General features: G+C 67.1%; 18 protein-coding genes. 4 read left to right on the top strand and 14 right to left on the bottom strand.

Features of this window, described 5'->3' with window-relative positions:
• Positions 1-87 precede the first annotated feature (87 nt).
• Complete coding sequence (gene nirK / locus WMC41_RS18125; protein WP_272806724.1) at positions 88-1,230, bottom strand: copper-containing nitrite reductase; 1,143 nt, start codon at positions 1,228-1,230, stop codon at positions 88-90.
• A 212-nt stretch (positions 1,231-1,442) separates the two neighbouring features.
• Between nirK and WMC41_RS18130 the strand changes: the two genes are divergently transcribed.
• Positions 1,443-2,657, top strand: a complete 1,215-nt coding sequence (locus tag WMC41_RS18130; protein WP_432345397.1) for an NnrS family protein — start codon at positions 1,443-1,445, stop codon at positions 2,655-2,657.
• Between the two features lie 40 nt (positions 2,658-2,697).
• Here the strand turns inward: WMC41_RS18130 and WMC41_RS18135 are convergent, their stop codons facing one another.
• Genes WMC41_RS18135 through WMC41_RS18150 form a run of 4 tightly spaced genes read right to left on the bottom strand, consistent with a single transcriptional unit; the run spans position 2,698 to position 5,203 of the window.
• The gene (locus WMC41_RS18135; RefSeq protein WP_244769805.1) at positions 2,698-2,997 is read right to left on the bottom strand and encodes a metal-sulfur cluster assembly factor; all 300 of its coding nucleotides are present in this window, start codon (positions 2,995-2,997) and stop codon (positions 2,698-2,700) included.
• A gap of 4 nt (positions 2,998-3,001) precedes the next feature.
• Positions 3,002-3,535, bottom strand: coding sequence for a DUF2249 domain-containing protein (locus tag WMC41_RS18140; protein ID WP_272806727.1), 534 nt, complete (start codon positions 3,533-3,535; stop codon positions 3,002-3,004).
• A gap of 3 nt (positions 3,536-3,538) precedes the next feature.
• Complete coding sequence (locus WMC41_RS18145; RefSeq protein ID WP_432345401.1) at positions 3,539-4,891, bottom strand: hypothetical protein; 1,353 nt, start codon at positions 4,889-4,891, stop codon at positions 3,539-3,541.
• A 33-nt stretch (positions 4,892-4,924) separates the two neighbouring features.
• Entirely contained in the window at positions 4,925-5,203 is a 279-nt protein-coding gene (locus tag WMC41_RS18150) for a DUF2249 domain-containing protein (RefSeq protein WP_064331388.1), read from the bottom strand.
• A gap of 227 nt (positions 5,204-5,430) precedes the next feature.
• Between WMC41_RS18150 and hemN the strand changes: the two genes are divergently transcribed.
• Positions 5,431-6,783, top strand: a complete 1,353-nt coding sequence (hemN, locus tag WMC41_RS18155) for an oxygen-independent coproporphyrinogen III oxidase (RefSeq protein ID WP_432345403.1) — start codon at positions 5,431-5,433, stop codon at positions 6,781-6,783.
• Positions 6,784-6,842: 59 nt separating this feature from the next.
• Here the strand turns inward: hemN and WMC41_RS18160 are convergent, their stop codons facing one another.
• From WMC41_RS18160 to WMC41_RS18185, 6 genes are all read right to left on the bottom strand, one after another.
• Entirely contained in the window at positions 6,843-8,741 is a 1,899-nt protein-coding gene (locus WMC41_RS18160; RefSeq protein WP_432345405.1) for a nitric oxide reductase activation protein NorD, read from the bottom strand.
• A 9-nt stretch (positions 8,742-8,750) separates the two neighbouring features.
• A complete protein-coding gene (locus tag WMC41_RS18165) occupies positions 8,751-9,563 on the bottom strand; it encodes a CbbQ/NirQ/NorQ/GpvN family protein (protein WP_272806732.1) in 813 nt (270 codons plus the stop codon).
• Between the two features lie 65 nt (positions 9,564-9,628).
• A complete protein-coding gene (locus tag WMC41_RS18170) occupies positions 9,629-10,975 on the bottom strand; it encodes a cbb3-type cytochrome c oxidase subunit I (protein WP_432345407.1) in 1,347 nt (448 codons plus the stop codon).
• Between the two features lie 72 nt (positions 10,976-11,047).
• Positions 11,048-11,500, bottom strand: coding sequence for a c-type cytochrome (locus WMC41_RS18175; protein WP_244769797.1), 453 nt, complete (start codon positions 11,498-11,500; stop codon positions 11,048-11,050).
• Between the two features lie 157 nt (positions 11,501-11,657).
• The gene (locus WMC41_RS18180) at positions 11,658-11,933 is read right to left on the bottom strand and encodes a cytochrome C oxidase subunit IV family protein (protein WP_432345412.1); all 276 of its coding nucleotides are present in this window, start codon (positions 11,931-11,933) and stop codon (positions 11,658-11,660) included.
• 7 nt (positions 11,934-11,940) lie between these two features.
• The gene (locus WMC41_RS18185) at positions 11,941-12,492 is read right to left on the bottom strand and encodes a cytochrome c oxidase subunit 3 (protein WP_432348374.1); all 552 of its coding nucleotides are present in this window, start codon (positions 12,490-12,492) and stop codon (positions 11,941-11,943) included.
• A 109-nt stretch (positions 12,493-12,601) separates the two neighbouring features.
• Between WMC41_RS18185 and WMC41_RS18190 the strand changes: the two genes are divergently transcribed.
• A complete protein-coding gene (locus tag WMC41_RS18190) occupies positions 12,602-12,757 on the top strand; it encodes a hypothetical protein (protein WP_023514989.1) in 156 nt (51 codons plus the stop codon).
• A 9-nt stretch (positions 12,758-12,766) separates the two neighbouring features.
• On the top strand, positions 12,767-13,228 hold the full coding sequence (locus tag WMC41_RS18195; protein WP_288079622.1) for a hemerythrin domain-containing protein: 462 nt from the start codon (positions 12,767-12,769) through the stop codon (positions 13,226-13,228).
• Positions 13,229-13,234: 6 nt separating this feature from the next.
• Here WMC41_RS18195 and ubiV read toward each other — a convergent pair whose 3' ends face one another.
• The 3 genes from ubiV to ubiT are packed head-to-tail and all read right to left on the bottom strand — an operon-like array spanning position 13,235 to position 15,648.
• Positions 13,235-14,170 carry a ubiquinone anaerobic biosynthesis protein UbiV gene (gene ubiV, locus WMC41_RS18200; RefSeq protein WP_432345416.1) on the bottom strand — a complete coding sequence of 312 codons (936 nt, stop codon included), beginning with the start codon at positions 14,168-14,170 and terminating at the stop codon, positions 13,235-13,237.
• Positions 14,171-14,179: 9 nt separating this feature from the next.
• The gene (gene ubiU, locus WMC41_RS18205) at positions 14,180-15,157 is read right to left on the bottom strand and encodes a ubiquinone anaerobic biosynthesis protein UbiU (RefSeq protein ID WP_432345419.1); all 978 of its coding nucleotides are present in this window, start codon (positions 15,155-15,157) and stop codon (positions 14,180-14,182) included.
• Positions 15,148-15,648 (bottom strand): ubiquinone anaerobic biosynthesis accessory factor UbiT, encoded by a 501-nt coding sequence (gene ubiT, locus WMC41_RS18210; RefSeq protein ID WP_432345422.1) that lies wholly within the window; start codon positions 15,646-15,648, stop codon positions 15,148-15,150. Before ubiT ends, ubiU begins: the two co-directional genes overlap by 10 nt.
• Positions 15,649-15,683: the final 35 nt, after the last annotated feature.

Below are 15,683 nucleotides of genomic sequence, written 5' to 3' on the forward strand. Positions count from 1 at the left end.
CGGGCGCCGCTTTCGGACCGGGCCGCCGGCGGCGGCCCGCATTGGCACGCCCGCCCTCACGAACGGGCATGCCGGCAGCACAGGGCGTCAGGCGCCGCTCGGCGGCGTGACCGAGGTCATCAGATCGTCGTTCCACTCGCCGGTGACCGTGAAGTGCGCGGCGGCGCCCAGTTCGAAGGCCTCGATCAGGTTGTGGTTTACATAGGCGTAGATGCCGGGCTGCTCGAAGGTGTAGAAGGCAGCGCCCGCCGTACCGCCCGGTATGAACCAGGTCTCCTGGTCGACGTCCGGCACGTTGCGGAACTTGCCGGTCGCCCAGACATAGTCGCCATGCCCGCCGATCAGGTGCGGCCTGGTATCGCGGTTGGCCTGCGAGTGCACGATCAGCACCTTCTCGCCCACCTTGGCCTGCAGGGCATTGTCGCCGGTCAGCGCCCCGACGGCGCCGTTAAAGACGATGTGGCTCGGGGTCAGCGTGCGCATGACTTCGAGCGTATCGGCATACGATTCGCCGACGCTCTCATACTTCTTGTAATTTCCTTCGGCATCGCGCGGCACGTAGAAGTCCTGCTCGCCGACATAGTAGACCCGGTCATAGGTCAGCTCCTTGCCGTGCCCGTCCGTCAGGCCCTCGCGCGGCAGAACCATGATGGCGCCGTTCATGCCCGAGGTGACGTGCCAGGGCACCATTCCGGGAGGTGCGCAGTGGTAGACGAAGACGCCGGCCTTGGTGGCCTTGAAGCGCAGCACCGTGCGTTCACCGGGGTTGACCACGGTCAGCGCGCCGCCGCCGAGCGCACCCGTTGCCGAGTGGAAGTCGATATTGTGCTGCAATTCGTTGGTGTCGGGATTGATCAGCGTCAGCTCGACATAGTCGTTCTGGTGCACGACCATCAGAGGCCCTGGAACCGAGCCGTTGAAGGTCATCGCATGGACCTCGGTGCCCTTGTCGTCGAGGATCATCTTCTTTTCCTCGATCGTCATGGTGAATTCGTAGACTTTCGGTCCGCCTTCGGCCTTCTGGGTGTGGGCGTGAACGAAGGGCGGCTTGACCAGCTCGACCTTCACGCGTTCCAGCTTGGCGATGTCGGCCGCCGTTGCGGCTGCATTTGTCTCGATGGCGCCGCCTTCCGCTCGCGCCATCGACGCCGCAATGATCGGCGTCAGGACGCCGGCAAAGGCGGCTCCGCCCAGGATTGTGCGGCGTGTCATCTGAAACTGCTCGGTCATTGTTTCTCTCCTTTTGAAAGGACGGAGCGGTGTATCGCCCGGTCCTCTCTGTTCTAGGAGCATTCGCGCCGGCCTCTTTGTGATGGGACAAACAGGTCTTTCCGGCCGCTGCGGCATTTTGGCAGATGCTGATTTGCTCTTTGCCATCTCGCAAAGAAAGAGCCCCGCGGGTGCCCTAGAAAGAGCTGACAAATGCGAAGGAGCAGATCCAAATGAGCGCAAGCCAACCCGCAACGCGCATCAGCCGCGCCGTTCCCCGCGGCCTTTCCCGCACCGGCCCGGTGTTGTTTTCCTATGGCTTCCGGCCGTTCTTCCTCGGCGCCGGCCTGTGGGCGGTCGCCGCCATGACATTGTGGATCGCAGCGATCACCGGGCATATCGAGCTTGGGGGCGATTACGGCGCGCCCAACTGGCACGCCCATGAGATGCTGTTCGGCTTCGCCTCCGCCGTGCTCGCCGGTTTCCTGCTGACGGCGGTGCCGAACTGGACCGGGCGCCTGCCCGTCTCCGGCTGGCCGCTCTTCGCGCTGTTTGCACTCTGGTGCGCCGGACGTATCGCACTGCTCGTGCCAGACACGATCGGCGTGACCGCGGCGGCCGTCATCGACGGGCTCTTCCTGCCGGCGCTGCTTGCCATCTGCACGCGCGAGGTCGTGGCGGGGCGCAAGTGGAAGGACCTGAAGGTACTCGGCGGCCTCCTCGCCTTGTCGGTTGCCAACGGCATCTTCCATGTGGCGGCCATCGACGGCGAACACGACCACATGGCGATCCGCCTTGCCGTCGCCGCCTATGTCGTGCTGGTGATGATCGTCGGCGGCCGCATCCTGCCGAGCTTCACCCGCAACTGGCTCAACAAGTCCGGCCGCACGGATTTTCCCGTGCCCTACAACCGCTTCGACATGGTCGCCATCCTTGCCGGCGTCGGCGCGCTCACCGCCTGGACGCTCGCGCGCGAGCACCCCGGCACCGCCGGCCTCGGCCTGGCCGCCGCCCTCCTGCACTGCATCCGCCTCCACCGCTGGCGTGGCTGGACGACGCGGCCGGAAAAGCTGCTCGTCGTCCTCCACGTCGCCTATGCCTTCGTGCCGCTCGGCCTCGCGTCCATCGCCCTCAGCGCGCTCGGTTTTCTGGAGGAGCGCTCCGTGCTGCATCTTCTCTCGGTCGGCGCCATCGCCTGCATGATGCTGGCCGTCATGACACGGGCGAGCCTCGGCCATACCGGCCGCCCATTGCAGGCCTCGCGCCTCACCGTCACCGCCTATGCCGCACTGATCCTCTGCGCGCTCATCCGCCCGCTCGGCGAGGTCTTTCCCGAGGCGAGTCACCTCGTCTACGCCGCTTCCGGGCTTCTCTGGATCGCGGCCTTCGGGCTCTTCTGCCTGGAATATGCGCCGATCCTCGCGCGCAAGCGCCGCGCACCGCTCTGAACGCGAAACGGCCCGGAAGCAGTTCCGGGCCGTTTTCTGCCTAGCCTTCCACCGCCATCATCTCCGGCGTCCAGGGCGGCTCGTAGGTCAGCCGCACCTCGGCATATTCGACGCCCGGCACATACCAGACGCAGTTGCTCACGGCATCCTTGAGGTAGTCGCTCGCCGGGCAGCCCCGCGTCGTCGTCGTCATGGCGATGCGCGCGATGCCGCCCTCCTCCACCGCGATCTCGTAGATCAGGCCGAGATCGACGATGTTGCGGCCGATCTCCGGGTCGATGATCATGCGCAGGGCATTGCGGATGGCCTCGGTCAGCGCAGCCTTCTCGTCCTCGTCCATCGGATCACGCCTTTGCCCGGCCGGTCCGCACGAGGATGCGGTAGGCCGAACCCGTCTCGTCGAAATTGCCGGCCCACTGGTGGCCGCGCTTCGTCAGTTCGGGGAACAGGAACAGCGGCTCGCGGGAAAGAACCGCGAAGAGGACCTCGCCCGGCCCGAGCGTCTCGGCCGCCGCAAGGATGCGGACCATCGGCTCGGGCGGATCGAGGTCGCTGAGATCGAGATGAAGCGAGGGATCCGGCCAGGTCTCAGGGCGATCCGCATTGTCGGAGGTTTCGACGGGTGCCACCACCTGCTGCGGCGTGAAGAGGACCTCCCAGTCGCCGCCCTCGATCTCATGGGCCTCATGGTCGAAGCCGCGGCTCGCCATGACGCGGAACAGCGGCTGGGGGCGAAAGGTGGCGAAGAGCCGGAGCCCCTGCCCGGGGCCGAGCGACTGCACCGCCTCCATGATCGCCTGGAACGGCTCGCCGCCGCTTTCCAGGATCGGCCGCACGTCGAGGGTCTTGGGGGCGATGGCGTTTGAGACGTCAGACATCGGTTATCTCCTTGAAACAAATGTAGGCAGGAAGAGATGGGGGCGCACCATGCCGGCCGGCGCCCGCAGCGCTTTCGGCACGATGCAAAGCCGGCGCGCGCGGATGAGTTCTCCTATCAACCCCAGCGTCGCGGCCAGCTGCACGAGGACCGCCACGCGAAAAACGCCGGAAGCCTCCGCGAAAAGCGCGAGCGTGGCCGCCGCCACCGCGCCGTAATAGAACCAGAACAGGACACGCCCGCGTCCTTCATCAACCAGATCCTGCACGCGCGGCACCGGCGCGCGGCCGAGCACCGGCCCATAGGCCTCCAACCATGTCAGGAAGGCGACGATCTTGTAAAGCTGGGCAAGCCCCAGCCCCGTCAGCCAGCCGAAGACGAAAAGGTAGACGACCGCCGCAAGCCCCTCGCCCGCACGGACGCCAGGCAGGTTGAGCAGGGCGACGGACAATAGAAGTGCGCCAAAGGCAGCGAACGTCGCCCGGATGTTCAGCTCCGCCTGCTTGCGCTTGCGCGCCCGGTAGAGATGCACGACGTCGCCGCCATAGAGCAGCACCGCGGCAAGCGTCAGAAGGAGGGCGGCGGCAAAGAGCGCCGTCACACCGGAGGCGGCGAGAAGGACGACCGGAATGCAGGCGGCGACAAGACCGATGGCAAGGCTTGCCGCCCACCAGACTATGCGGCTCGTCGGCCGCTCCGCCTCGGGCGCCAGCAGGAACATGGCGAGCAGCCGGTAGCTGACACCGAGCGCGGTGACGCTCAGCCAGCCGCCAAGGCCCAGCGCCGCATGCAAATCCACGCCGTCGGCGACGAGCCGGACAAGCAACAGGTTGTCACTGGTGCCGGAAAGGGCAAGCGTGAAAACGAAACCGGCAAGGGCCGCGCCGACGAGCGCCGACAGCCCGACGGCGACGAAGCGCGCCGGTAGCGGCAGGGGCCGCGCCGCAAGAAGCGTGGCGGCGAGGATGGCGGCGAGGAGGACGAAACCGGCCAGCAGCAATCCGCCCCCGAGGGGCAGGAGCGCGAGTGGCAGGTCGATGGCGCCGGACAGCGCCACGAAGCCGCCGACCAGCGCGCCGAGCCCGGCAACGATGAGCAGCAAGGCAGGCGCCGCGAACCGCCCGCCGACCAGCGGACGGGCGATCAGCACCGGCACGAACTGCAGGAGCGCGCCCGCCATCAGGAGGCTCAGCCAGCCGATCGCAAGGATATGGACGAGCACCAGGGTTTCCGGCGCGCTGACGGCGACGGCCGGATAGCCGTAGCCCGCCAGCATCAGGCCCTGTCCTGCGACGAGCATCAGACAGGCCAGGGCGAAATAGGACATGGTCCAGCGGGAGAGCGTCGCGCCCTGCATAAGGTTTCCCCTTCGCCGTGTGCCGTCTGCCGCCTAGTGGTCCGAGCCGCAGCAGCAATCGCAGCCGCGGTCCTCGATCCGGTCGATCTCGACGCGCCAGACCTCCGGTCCCTGTTCGAGATAGTCCCAGCCGAACTGGCCCGGGAAATTCGTCTCGAGCTGGTAGTGCAATGGCCGCGGATCGTGGTCGCTGGTGATCAGCATCGATTTACCGGGAAGCAGCGCGCCGAGCATGCCGAAAATGCGCGGATGACGCTCGCGCGGGGCAATGGTGCGGACATCAATGGAAGGCTTGGCCTGGTCGTCTGACATGGTTTTCTGTTCCGTCCCGGCCGCTCCGATCCCGTTCCGGAAGGCACGGCCCGACCGACCGGAACCAGCCGACGCTAACCCCGCGACCTGCCCGCCACTTTGACGTTGCGCAAACAATTCCGGAAATGCGCGGCCGCGACGTCCCACTGCTTGGCTTTTCGCAAAGAAGCACTCCGGCCCGGCCCCTAGGCTCCTCCCATTCATCCACCCGGACAAAGGAATGCGCCATGCAACAGGCCCTGATCGAAAAATACGGCGAGGCACGGCTGCCGCGCTATACGAGCTATCCGACGGCGCCGGGCTTTTCGCCGACCGTCGGCACCGGCACCTATGGCGACTGGCTTGCCGCCATCCGACCCGGCACCGATACCTCGCTCTACCTGCACATCCCCTTCTGCCGCTCCATGTGCTGGTACTGCGGCTGTCACACGACAATCACCCAGCGCGACGAGCCGATCCTCGACTATATCGACATGCTCCGAAAAGAGATCGACCTCGTCTCCAGAACGGTCGCCGGCCGGCCGACCATCCGCCATGTGCATTTCGGCGGCGGCACGCCCACCATCATGCAGCCGGAGGAGTTCCGCGACCTGATCGGCCTCCTGCGCGCCCGCTTCGCCTTTGCCGGCGGCGCGGAAATCGCCGTCGAGGTCGACCCGCGCACCCTCTCCGCCGAGATGGCGGTCGCGCTCGGCGCAGCGGGCGTCACCCGTGCGAGCCTCGGCGTGCAGAGCTTCGACCCCGTCGTGCAGAAGGCGATCAACCGCATCCAGAGCGAAGCGCAGACGGCCGAGGCCGCCAAGCGGCTGCGCAAGGCCGGGATCAGCGGCATCAATTTCGACCTCATCTACGGCCTGCCGCACCAGACGGTCGCCTCCTGCATCGCGACCGCGCAGGCAGCGATCCGCATGCGGCCGGAGCGTTTCGCCGTCTTCGGCTATGCCCACATCCCCTCCTTCAAGAAGCACCAGCGGCTGATCGACGAGCGCGCGCTGCCCGATGCCGCCATGCGCAGCGCGCAGGCCGAGGCGATCGCCGAAACGCTTGCCGCCGCCGGTTATGTGCGCATCGGCCTCGACCATTATGCCCTGCCGGAAGACGGCCTCGCCCTTGCCGCCCGGCAAGGCCGGCTGCGCCGCAACTTCCAGGGCTATACGACGGATGCCTGCACCACGCTGATCGGCTTCGGCGCCTCGTCGATCGGCCGCACGGCAGAAGGCTACGTGCAGAACGAGGTGCCGCCCGGCCTCTATGCCCAGCGCATCGCCTCCGGCCGCCTCGCCACCGCCAAGGGTTACCGGCTGACGGCGGAGGACCGGCTGCGCGCCGAGATCATCGAACGGCTGATGTGCGATTTCCGCGTCGACGTGACGGGCATCGCCGCGCGGCACGGTTTCGATGCGGCCCCGCTTCTTAACGGCAATGCCCGGCTGGCGGCGCTTGCGGAGGATGGCGCGATCGACATCCGCGACGGCACCGTCACGGTGCGGCAGGATCACCGCTTCATCATCCGCGCGGTCGCCGCCGCCTTCGACGCCTATATCGACCAGTCGGCCCGCACGCACAGCAAGGCAGCTTGAGACAAAAAGGGCCCGGCATGGTGCGGCATGCCGGGCCCTTCCTCGCAGGTCTCGCGCCTCTATCCGACAAGACCGCGATAGATCGCCGGCAGCGCCGCAGGCAGCCGAGCGATATTGCTGACGATGGCATAGCCGTTGCGGCCGAAGATGGCCGGCACATAGGCCTGCGCCTCCCGGTCGACCGTCACCCCGAACACACTGACGCCGGTGCGCCGCGCCTCGTTCACCGCCCGGCGGCTGTCCTCCAGAGCGAAGCGGCCCTCGTAGTGGTCGACGTCGTTCGGCTTGCCGTCGGTGAGCAGCAGGAGGAGCTTTCGCCGGTTCGGCTGCTCGCGCAGCCTTGCCGCCGCATGGCGGATCGCCGGGCCGATGCGGGTGTAGAAGCCCGGCTTCAGCGCCGCGATGCGCGCCTCCACGGCATGGTTCATCGTCTCGCCGAAATCCTTGACCGTCTCGACCCGCACCCAGGAGCGGCGGCGCGAGGTGAAGGTGAGGATCGAGTGGCTGTCGCCGCAGGCCGCAAGTCCATGCGCCAGCACCAGCAGCGCCTCCTTCTCCACATCGAGCACCCGGCGGTTGTCGAACCAGGCGTCCGTCGAAAGCGAGACGTCGACCAGAATGGTGACGGCAAGGTCGTGCGCTTGCGGCCGGCTCATCAGGTGGATACGGTCGCTGCCCTGCCCGCCGGCGGCAAGGTCGCTGCGGGCGCGCACCACGGCATCGAGGTCCAGCTCCGCCCCGTCGAGCTGCGCGCGCAGCATCTCGTGGCGCGGCCGCAGCACCTCGAACTGCCGGCGTACGCGGCGGATCAGGCTCTTCGTGTCGGCATCGGCCTCGGGCACGGCGGCCATATCCGGTGCCGGAGAAGCAAGCACCCGGCAATGGTCAGGCAGGTAGGTGCCGGTGCGGAAATCCCATTCGGGATAGGTGTGCTCGCCGGTCAGGCGCGTACGGTCGAGCGCTTCCGGCGGCAGGTCGAGATCGAAATGGAAGCGGGCGGACGGGCGGCCCTTGCGCTCGCCGAGCGTCATGTCGTCCAGTTCGTCGGCGGCGCTCGAATCGTGGTCGTCGCTGTCGTCGCCGGGGCGGTCGACATTGACCATCTCCGCCATGGCGAGGATCTTTTCGAAGCGGTTGAGAATGAAGGGGCTGCGCTCGTTCTTGCGGTTCTCGGCCTTTTCGCGCAGCGCGACATGGCGGCTGGTCTCCGGGGTCTCGGGCGTGCCGCCCGCCGCCGGCTGGTCCTCCTCGCCGCGCCCCTCGCCTTCCTCGCGCAGGAGCGCATCTGGCCACAGCGGCACCGGCAGCATCGGCAGATAGCCGGCCGGCGCCCGGTGCGGGAAGATGACCGGCAGCGTCTCGTCCGCAAGGCCGGCGCCCTTCCTCAGGAGGCTGAGGATGCGGTTCTCCACATGCCGCTCGACGGAGGGAAGCGGCCGGCTGCGGCGCGCCGAAAGCGTGGCGGCCGAAAGCCGCCGGTAGCGCCGCGCAAGACCCGGAAAGGCCGAAAGCACCGCCGTCACCGTCGCCTCCGCCCGCTGGAGAATGGCGAGGTCTCGCTGGAGCGGATCGCTCTCCGTGACCGGATCGAGCGGCATCACCGCCATCGTCGCCGCGAGCCAGACATAGAGGTCCCGGTTGAGGCCGCGATCGGCGAAGAGGTCGATCGCGGCGGGCAGCATCAGGGTCGCATGGTCACGGCCGGGCTGCACCAGCTTCTCCTCGCCGAGCCCCATGCGCTGACGCAGCCGGAGACGATGCGCCGAGGTGCGCCCGCGCGCCGGCGCGATCTGCACCGCGCCCTCGCCGCCGAAGCCGCGGAAGCAGACGGCGAGCACCGGCCGGACATCCTCCAGCCGCACGGCGTGCTCCGGATGGCGCGGCCAGGTGCCGGTATTGCCGACGAGCCGGTGCCAGGCCCGGCCGACCGTTTCCTCAAGCTCCAGGAAATCCAGCATGGCGGTTCCTCAGCGGATCATCGCGTCGGCGATTTCGAGAAGGGCGGCCCGGACATCCGGTTCGTCGGTCAGCGGCTCGATCATCGCCGCCCGCACCGCCTCGCGCATGGTCATGCCGCTGTCGATGAGGCAGGCGCAGTAGACGAGGAGGCGGGTGGAGACACCCTCTTCCAGGTCGTGCCCCTTGAGCGCCCTCAACCGGTGTGCCAGCGCGACGAGCGGCGCGACCTGCGCCTCGTCCAGCCCGCTTTCCGTGGCGACGACGGCGATTTCCTGGGGCTTCGGCAGGAAATCGAACTCGATGGCGACGAAGCGCTGGCGGGTGGAGGGCTTCAACGCTTTCAGGAGGTTCTGGTAACCGGGATTGTAGGAGACGACGAGCATGAAGCCGGATGGCGCTTCCAGCACCTCGCCGGTGCGCTCCAGCGGCAGGATACGCCGGTCGTCGGTGAGCGGATGCAGCACGACGGCAACGTCCTTGCGCGCCTCGACGATCTCGTCGAGATAACACACGCCGCCCTGGCGCACCGCGCGGGTCAGGGGACCGTCCACCCAGACCGTATCACCGCCCTTCAGGAGGTAACGGCCGGTGAGGTCGGCGGCCGAAAGATCGTCATGGCAGGAGACGGTGGAGAGCGGCAGGCCGAGCCTTGCCGCCATGTGGCTGACGAAACGGGTCTTGCCGCAGCCGGTCGGCCCCTTCAGGAGCAGCGGAAGCTGGCGCGTCCAGGCCGTCTCGAACAGGGCGCATTCGTTCCCGGAGGGGCTGTAGGCCGGGATATCCGGAACGGGACGGGGCGTATCCTTGAGGAGGACGTTCATTCTGATCTCCAAGAAACTGTCGAAAGAAGGTGCCGGCCCCGCGGGATGACGGGGCCGGCCAGCGCTCACTCGGCCGGCTGGACCATCCGGGTGAGGCTGTCGCTACGCTCCCGGCCGGGCACGAGCACCGCCCAGATGAACATCAGCGCCGAGACGAACACGACGGCGCCCGAGCCGAGGCGGACCCAGTAGAACAGCGCGAGCTGGTCCTGGACGTCCATGAAGCCTTCGCCGAGCACGCGCTGCAGGTGGACCTGCACGACGCCGGCGAAGGTGAGCGCGAAGGTCATGACAGACATGGCCGTGCACATGATCCAGAAGCTGGCGATGGAGAGCCACTGGTTGAACGGCGCGCGGCCGCGGATTTCCGGGATCGCATAGGCCATCATGGCAAGGTTCAGCATCACATAGGCGCCGAAGAAGGCGAGGTGCCCGTGCGCGGCGGTGACCTGCGTGCCGTGGGTATAGTAGTTGACCGACGACAGCGTGTGCAGGAAGCCCCAGACGCCCGCGCCGAAGAAGGCCATGACCGAGCAGCCGATCGACCACAGCAGCGCCGCCTTGTTCGGATGGTTGCGGCCGGCCTTCCAGGTCATGACGAAGGTGAAGATGACCATGGTGAAGAAGGGCGCCACTTCCAGCGTCGAGAACAGCGAGCCGATCCACTGCCAGTAGCCCGGCGCACCGATCCAGTAATAGTGGTGGCCCGTGCCGAGGATGCCCGAGAAGAGCGCGAGGCCGACGATGACATAGAGCCACTTTTCCACGACCTCGCGGTCGATGCCGTTGAGCTTGATCATCAGGAAGGCGAGCACCGAGGCCATGATCAGCTCCCAGACGCCCTCGACCCACAGGTGGATGACGTACCACCAGTACATCTTGTCGAGCGCCAGGTTGACCGGGTTGTAGAAGGCGAAGAGGAAGAAGAGCGCGAGGCCCCACAGGCCGAAGAGCAGGATGTTGATGACCGTGGTCTTGCGGCCCTTCAGCGCGGTCATGGTGATGTTGAAGAGGAACATCAGGACGACGACGACGATGCCGACCTTGGCGATGAAGGTCTGCTCGAGGAATTCGCGGCCCTCATGGATGCGGAACATGTAGCCGACGACCGTCAGGCCCGCCGCCACGAAGAACATCCAGAACTGCAGGACGGCGAGTTTAGGACTGTAAAGCTCCGTCTCGGTCTCCTCCGGGATCATGTAGTAGGTGGCGCCCATGAAGCCCATGAGCAGCCAGACGACGAGCGCATTGGTGTGGATCATGCGCACGATGTTGAAGGGCAGCAGCTCGGAGAGCACGTTCGGCAGCACGTAGATCGTGCCGGCGAGGACGCCGAAAGCCACCTGGGCGAGGAACAGGCCGAGCGCGCCGTAGAAATACAGCATGGCGACCTTTTGCGTTTGATATTTCATCTCTTGTCTCCTGAACGCCGGGAGCAATTCCAGTAAAAGTGCGACGCGGTTTTGCGTGAGAACGGAAAGGCTTCAGCCGGCATCGTTCGGCGGCCAGTTCTGGGTGTTGATCCTGCTCGTCCATTCGAGGAAATCGGCGAGATCGTTGAGTTCCTGTTCGGTGAGGTTGAACTGCGGCATCTGCCGCCGGCCCTCCGCTCCGCTCGGCTGCGCCGCCATCCAGGCCTTGAAGGCCTCGCGCGCGCCTTCCGGATCGTCGGCCCCGCCATAGCGCTTCCACACATTGCCGAGCTCGGGCGCGAAATAGGCGCCTTCGCCCAGCAGCGTGTGGCAGTTGATACAGGCGTTCTTCTCCCAGACATGCTTGCCGCGCGCGACGCTGTCGGTCAGCGTCGTCTCGTCGGTGGCGGTCGTGCGCATGTAGTAATGGGAATGGGCGGTCAGCCCGACGAAGATCGTGAAGAAGAAGATGGACCCGCCATAGAAGACGTTGCGGGCCCCGGTCTTGGTAAGGCGCTCTGCCATCCCATGGTCCTTTCCCTTGCCGGAAACTCCATGGCTCCGGCGAAAAACCCCCGCCGACTTTCTGCCGGCGATCCCCTCGCCGGCACTGCGGGACGTCCTTGTTCTAGCGGGAGGGAAAAAGCCTTCTTTGCGCATTGGCAAAGAGCGGGGCGGTTCGTCAGCCGATGAGCGCGACGAGGACCGAGCGGGCGAGCGCCAGCGACAGGAGCAGCGCTGGCCAGGCAAGCAGGGCCGGCCGCAGCGCGCTGCGGCTCGCGCGCAATTCCATGAAATCGAGGATGACGAAACGACCCTTGGCATAGGCCATGATCAGCACCGCGGTGATCGGCACCAGCAGCCCGCCGCTGAGCCCGCCGACGAGGGCGCCGCCGACGGCGAGCGTCAGCAGCATGGCAAGGATGGCGATGAACTGTTCGTGGGCCTGTCGGGTCATGGCGGTCTCAGGTAAGGTAGACGATCGGGAACATCACGAGCCAGACGAGGTCGATCGCATGCCAGAGCGTCGCGATCATCACGACATTGCTCCGCGACGGGCGCCAGGCGACGAGGAAGAGGATGGCCGCGCCGAAGACGACGTGCAGCAGGTGGAAGCCGGTGACGAGGAAATAGAGTTCGGCAAGCGTGCCTGCCCCGCCGATGCCGGAGTGGACCTCCATCCCGTATTCGGCGAGTTTCACCGCCGCGAAGGCAAGACCGAGAAGACCGGCAAGGACGAGCGAGCGGCGAACGCCCGAAAGATCCGCCCCGCGGCGGACCGCCAGCGCCGCCTGCCAGCCGCTGAGGACGAGAAGGACCGTGTTGAGCGCGGCAAGTCCGGGATGGAGATGCGCGCGCAGGAAGGATGCATTTCCGACGTCCACCAGCGTCATCACCATGAAGGCGACGAGCAGCGCGCCGAAGGCCAAAAGTTCGCTCCACACCAGGATCCAGAGAAGAAGGCAATCGCCCTCCCCGCTCTCCGCCTTCGCAACCGCCGTGCGCATATCGTCCATCGTCGCCATGGCCCAGCCCTAGCCCATGAAGCCGCGGGCTTCTTTGCGCCGGCGCAAAGAGCGGCGATGCCCAACGCGGCATGATGGCGGCAACGGAAAGGACCTTCCCATGACGGATGCACAGTTCGGTCTCCTCATCGCCGCTCCGGTTATCGCCGGTTTCGCCCTGATGCTCTACCGCATGGGTGTGCTGCAGGGCGCGGGAACGCTGTCCGCCGTCAGCGCCTCGGTGGTCATCGCCGCCGTGCTCTTCTTCGGCCAGTAGGAGGCGGCGATGGACGATGCGAGCCTTAACGCCGCCGATATCGACCGGCTGGAAACGCTTCACCAGGCCCTGCTCGATCTCTGCCTGCGCCTCGAGGAGACGGCGAGCGAGCCGGGCACCGCCGGCGAGCTGCGCGCGCTCGCCGACGCTATTCCGCCCGCCCTCAAGGCGGTGCACGAGCTGGAGGAGCGCCTGCTCTTCCCGGATTTCGACCGGCACGCCGGCTCCTGCTTCGCCGCCCTGGCAATCGAGCGCCTGAAGGCGGAGCACCGCTGCGACCGGCTCGCCGCCGAGGAGCTCTCGCTGACGCTGAAGGCCGTTGCCGACGGTCGCTGCGGGCTTTCGCCCGAGACGGTGTCGCGCATGATAAGCGGCTTCCAGGAAAGCCTGCGCCGTCATGTCTTTTCCGAGCAGATGATCCTGGAGACGCTCATCGCCGCCAAGGCGGAGGCGCGCGACGTCTTCGCCTGATCGCCCTCAGTCCCGTCCCATCGCCGCGTTTCGCCCGCGCGACACCCAGGCCGCGCCCTCCTGCCGGTGCAGGAAACCGTTGGAGAAGCGCACGCCGGGATAGACCTTCACCAGGTCCGCGATCGCCTCCTCGCCGTCGATCCTGCCGTCGAGCACCGCGCGGTAGAGGCTTGCCACCTTCACCATGTCGCAATCCTGCGGCGAGAGCCGCACGCGCGACAGGCCCGCTTCAACGAGCGGCGCAAGGTCATCGACGAGCACGACGCAGCTGTTCGACAGGGTCTGCACACCGTTCAGCACGAGGAAGGACTGGCGGTCGAGCGTGCGCAGCGGCAGGCCGTCGGGCTCCTCGCCGCAGACGAACTGGCAATTGTCCTTCGTCAGCCCCTTGGAGCGCGCATGGGCGCAGCGCGCGGAAATGGCGAGCGGCATGCGGCCGAAGGCGAAGACCTCGAAGGAGAAATCCGGCATGGCCTCCAGCATCTGCCGGATGGAGCCGGCCGGCAGCTCCGGCGGCAGACAGATGTTCTCGGCACCGCGGGCGGCAAGCGTGCGGGCCGTCGCCGCATTGTAGACATTGACCAGCGGGCCGATCGAATGCGGCCGGCCCTTGAGGAGGCCGAGCGCGGAGAGGTCGTTCGCCTCCACCGTATGCAGGCTGCCGGCGATCAGGTCGCGCACATGCCGGCTTTCGCGCGGGAGCGTGACCATGGCGAGCGTGGAGAGCGTCACGCGCTTGCCCGCCGCCTCCAGCCGCTCGACGACCTCGGCGACATGCGGCTCGCTGAAATGCTGGCGCTTGGAACAGACCGTTTCCCCGAGCGTGACATGCTCGACCGCCGCCTCGTCGGCGATGCGGAAATAGAAGTCCCGCCATTTCGGCCCGTCCCAGAGGAAATAGATCGGGCCGAGGCTCAGCGCCGGTTTGCCTGTCGTCGCCATCACCGTCTCCTATCGCCAGCGTTTGTCATAGGCACCCGTCGTCGTGCGCTGACCCTCGCTCATCGCGCGCAGCCGGGCGACGAGTGCCGCGCGCTCGCCGGGCGAGGCGACGAGCGCCTTCTTGAGCGACGACACCACCTCGGCGACATAGGCCTTGCCGCGCTGGCGCCCCTCGATCTTCAGCGCCGAGACGCCGGCCGCGCGCAACGCGTCGATCTCGTCGATGACGTCGAGCGAGACGGGGTCCTCGAAGGCATAAGCCTCGACGTCGCCGATCTCGAAGCGCCCCTTGCAGAGCGTCGGATAGCCGGAGGCCTCGCCGGGGCCGAAGCGGTTGATGGTGTAGGCGCCGAGCTCGGAGACGAGGTCCGCGCCGTCCTGCCGGTAGCGCACATGGCTCGCCGGCGAGCAGACGCCGTTCATGTTGGGCGACTTGCCCGTCGCATAGGAGGAGAGCGAGCAGCGCCCCTCCGCCATGACGCAGAGCCCGCCGAAGGCGAAGACCTCGACCTCGCAGTCGATCTGTCGCGTCAGCCGGGCGATGTCCTGCACCGTCAGCACGCGCGGCAGCACGACGCGTCTTGCCCCGAACGCCTCGACGAGGAAGCGGATCGCCTCCGGGTTCGAGGCGGAGGCCTGGACGGAGACATGCAGCCGCTGCTGCGGGAATTTTTCCGCAACATAGGCCATCAGGCCGAAATCGGCGAGGATCAGCGCATCGGCGCCCATCGCCACCGCGTCGTCGGCGGCCGAATACCACAGCGCCTCGTCGCCCGCCCGCATGAAGGTGTTGAGCGCGACGAAGGTCTGCACCTTCTTGCGGCGGGCAAGCACGATCGACTGGCGCAGTTCCTCACGGCTGAAGTTGAGGCCCGGGAAGTTGCGGGCATTGGTCTCATCGCGAAAGCCGCAGTAGACGGCATCGGCACCGGCCTCCACCGCCTCGCGGAAGGCAGCGGGCGTGCCGGCGGGGCAGATCAGTTCCATGTCGCATCCCTTCCTTCGAGCGCCTTGCCGCGGATGTAGCGCGCCGTGCCGGCGACGAGCGGCGAGAGCGGGCCGGCCAGCGCGCCGAGCTCGCGCGGCAGGTCGATGGCGCTGTCGTCGAGCGCGTTGCGCAGCGCCAGCATCGCCTCCATGTCGCCGGTGACCGAGAGGTCGCGCGAGAAGAACAGCGCATCGGCATCGCAGCGGCCTTCGAGCAGGCCGAGAAGCAGCACCAGCGGCCCCTCGATTCTCGCATCGACCGGCGGCGCCGTGCCGCGCGAGACGCTGAGCGTCTTTATGGCCGGCACGACGGTGAAATGCAGCGGCAGATCGACGGGCGAGAAACCGTAGCGGGTGCGGCGATAATCGCCGAGCCGCTCAAAAAGCTCGGGATGGGCCTTCAGCACGCCGGAAAAGAGGGTGCGCGCCACCCGCTCCACCAGCCAAAGGGGCGCGAGATCGACCGGTTTTGCAAGGAGCGGGGGAAGCATGCGGCTGGCCTTCGGCAGAAACGAATACCCGGACC

Source organism: Shinella yambaruensis (assembly GCF_050859155.1).
Classification (GTDB): Bacteria; Pseudomonadota; Alphaproteobacteria; order Rhizobiales; family Rhizobiaceae; genus Shinella; species Shinella yambaruensis.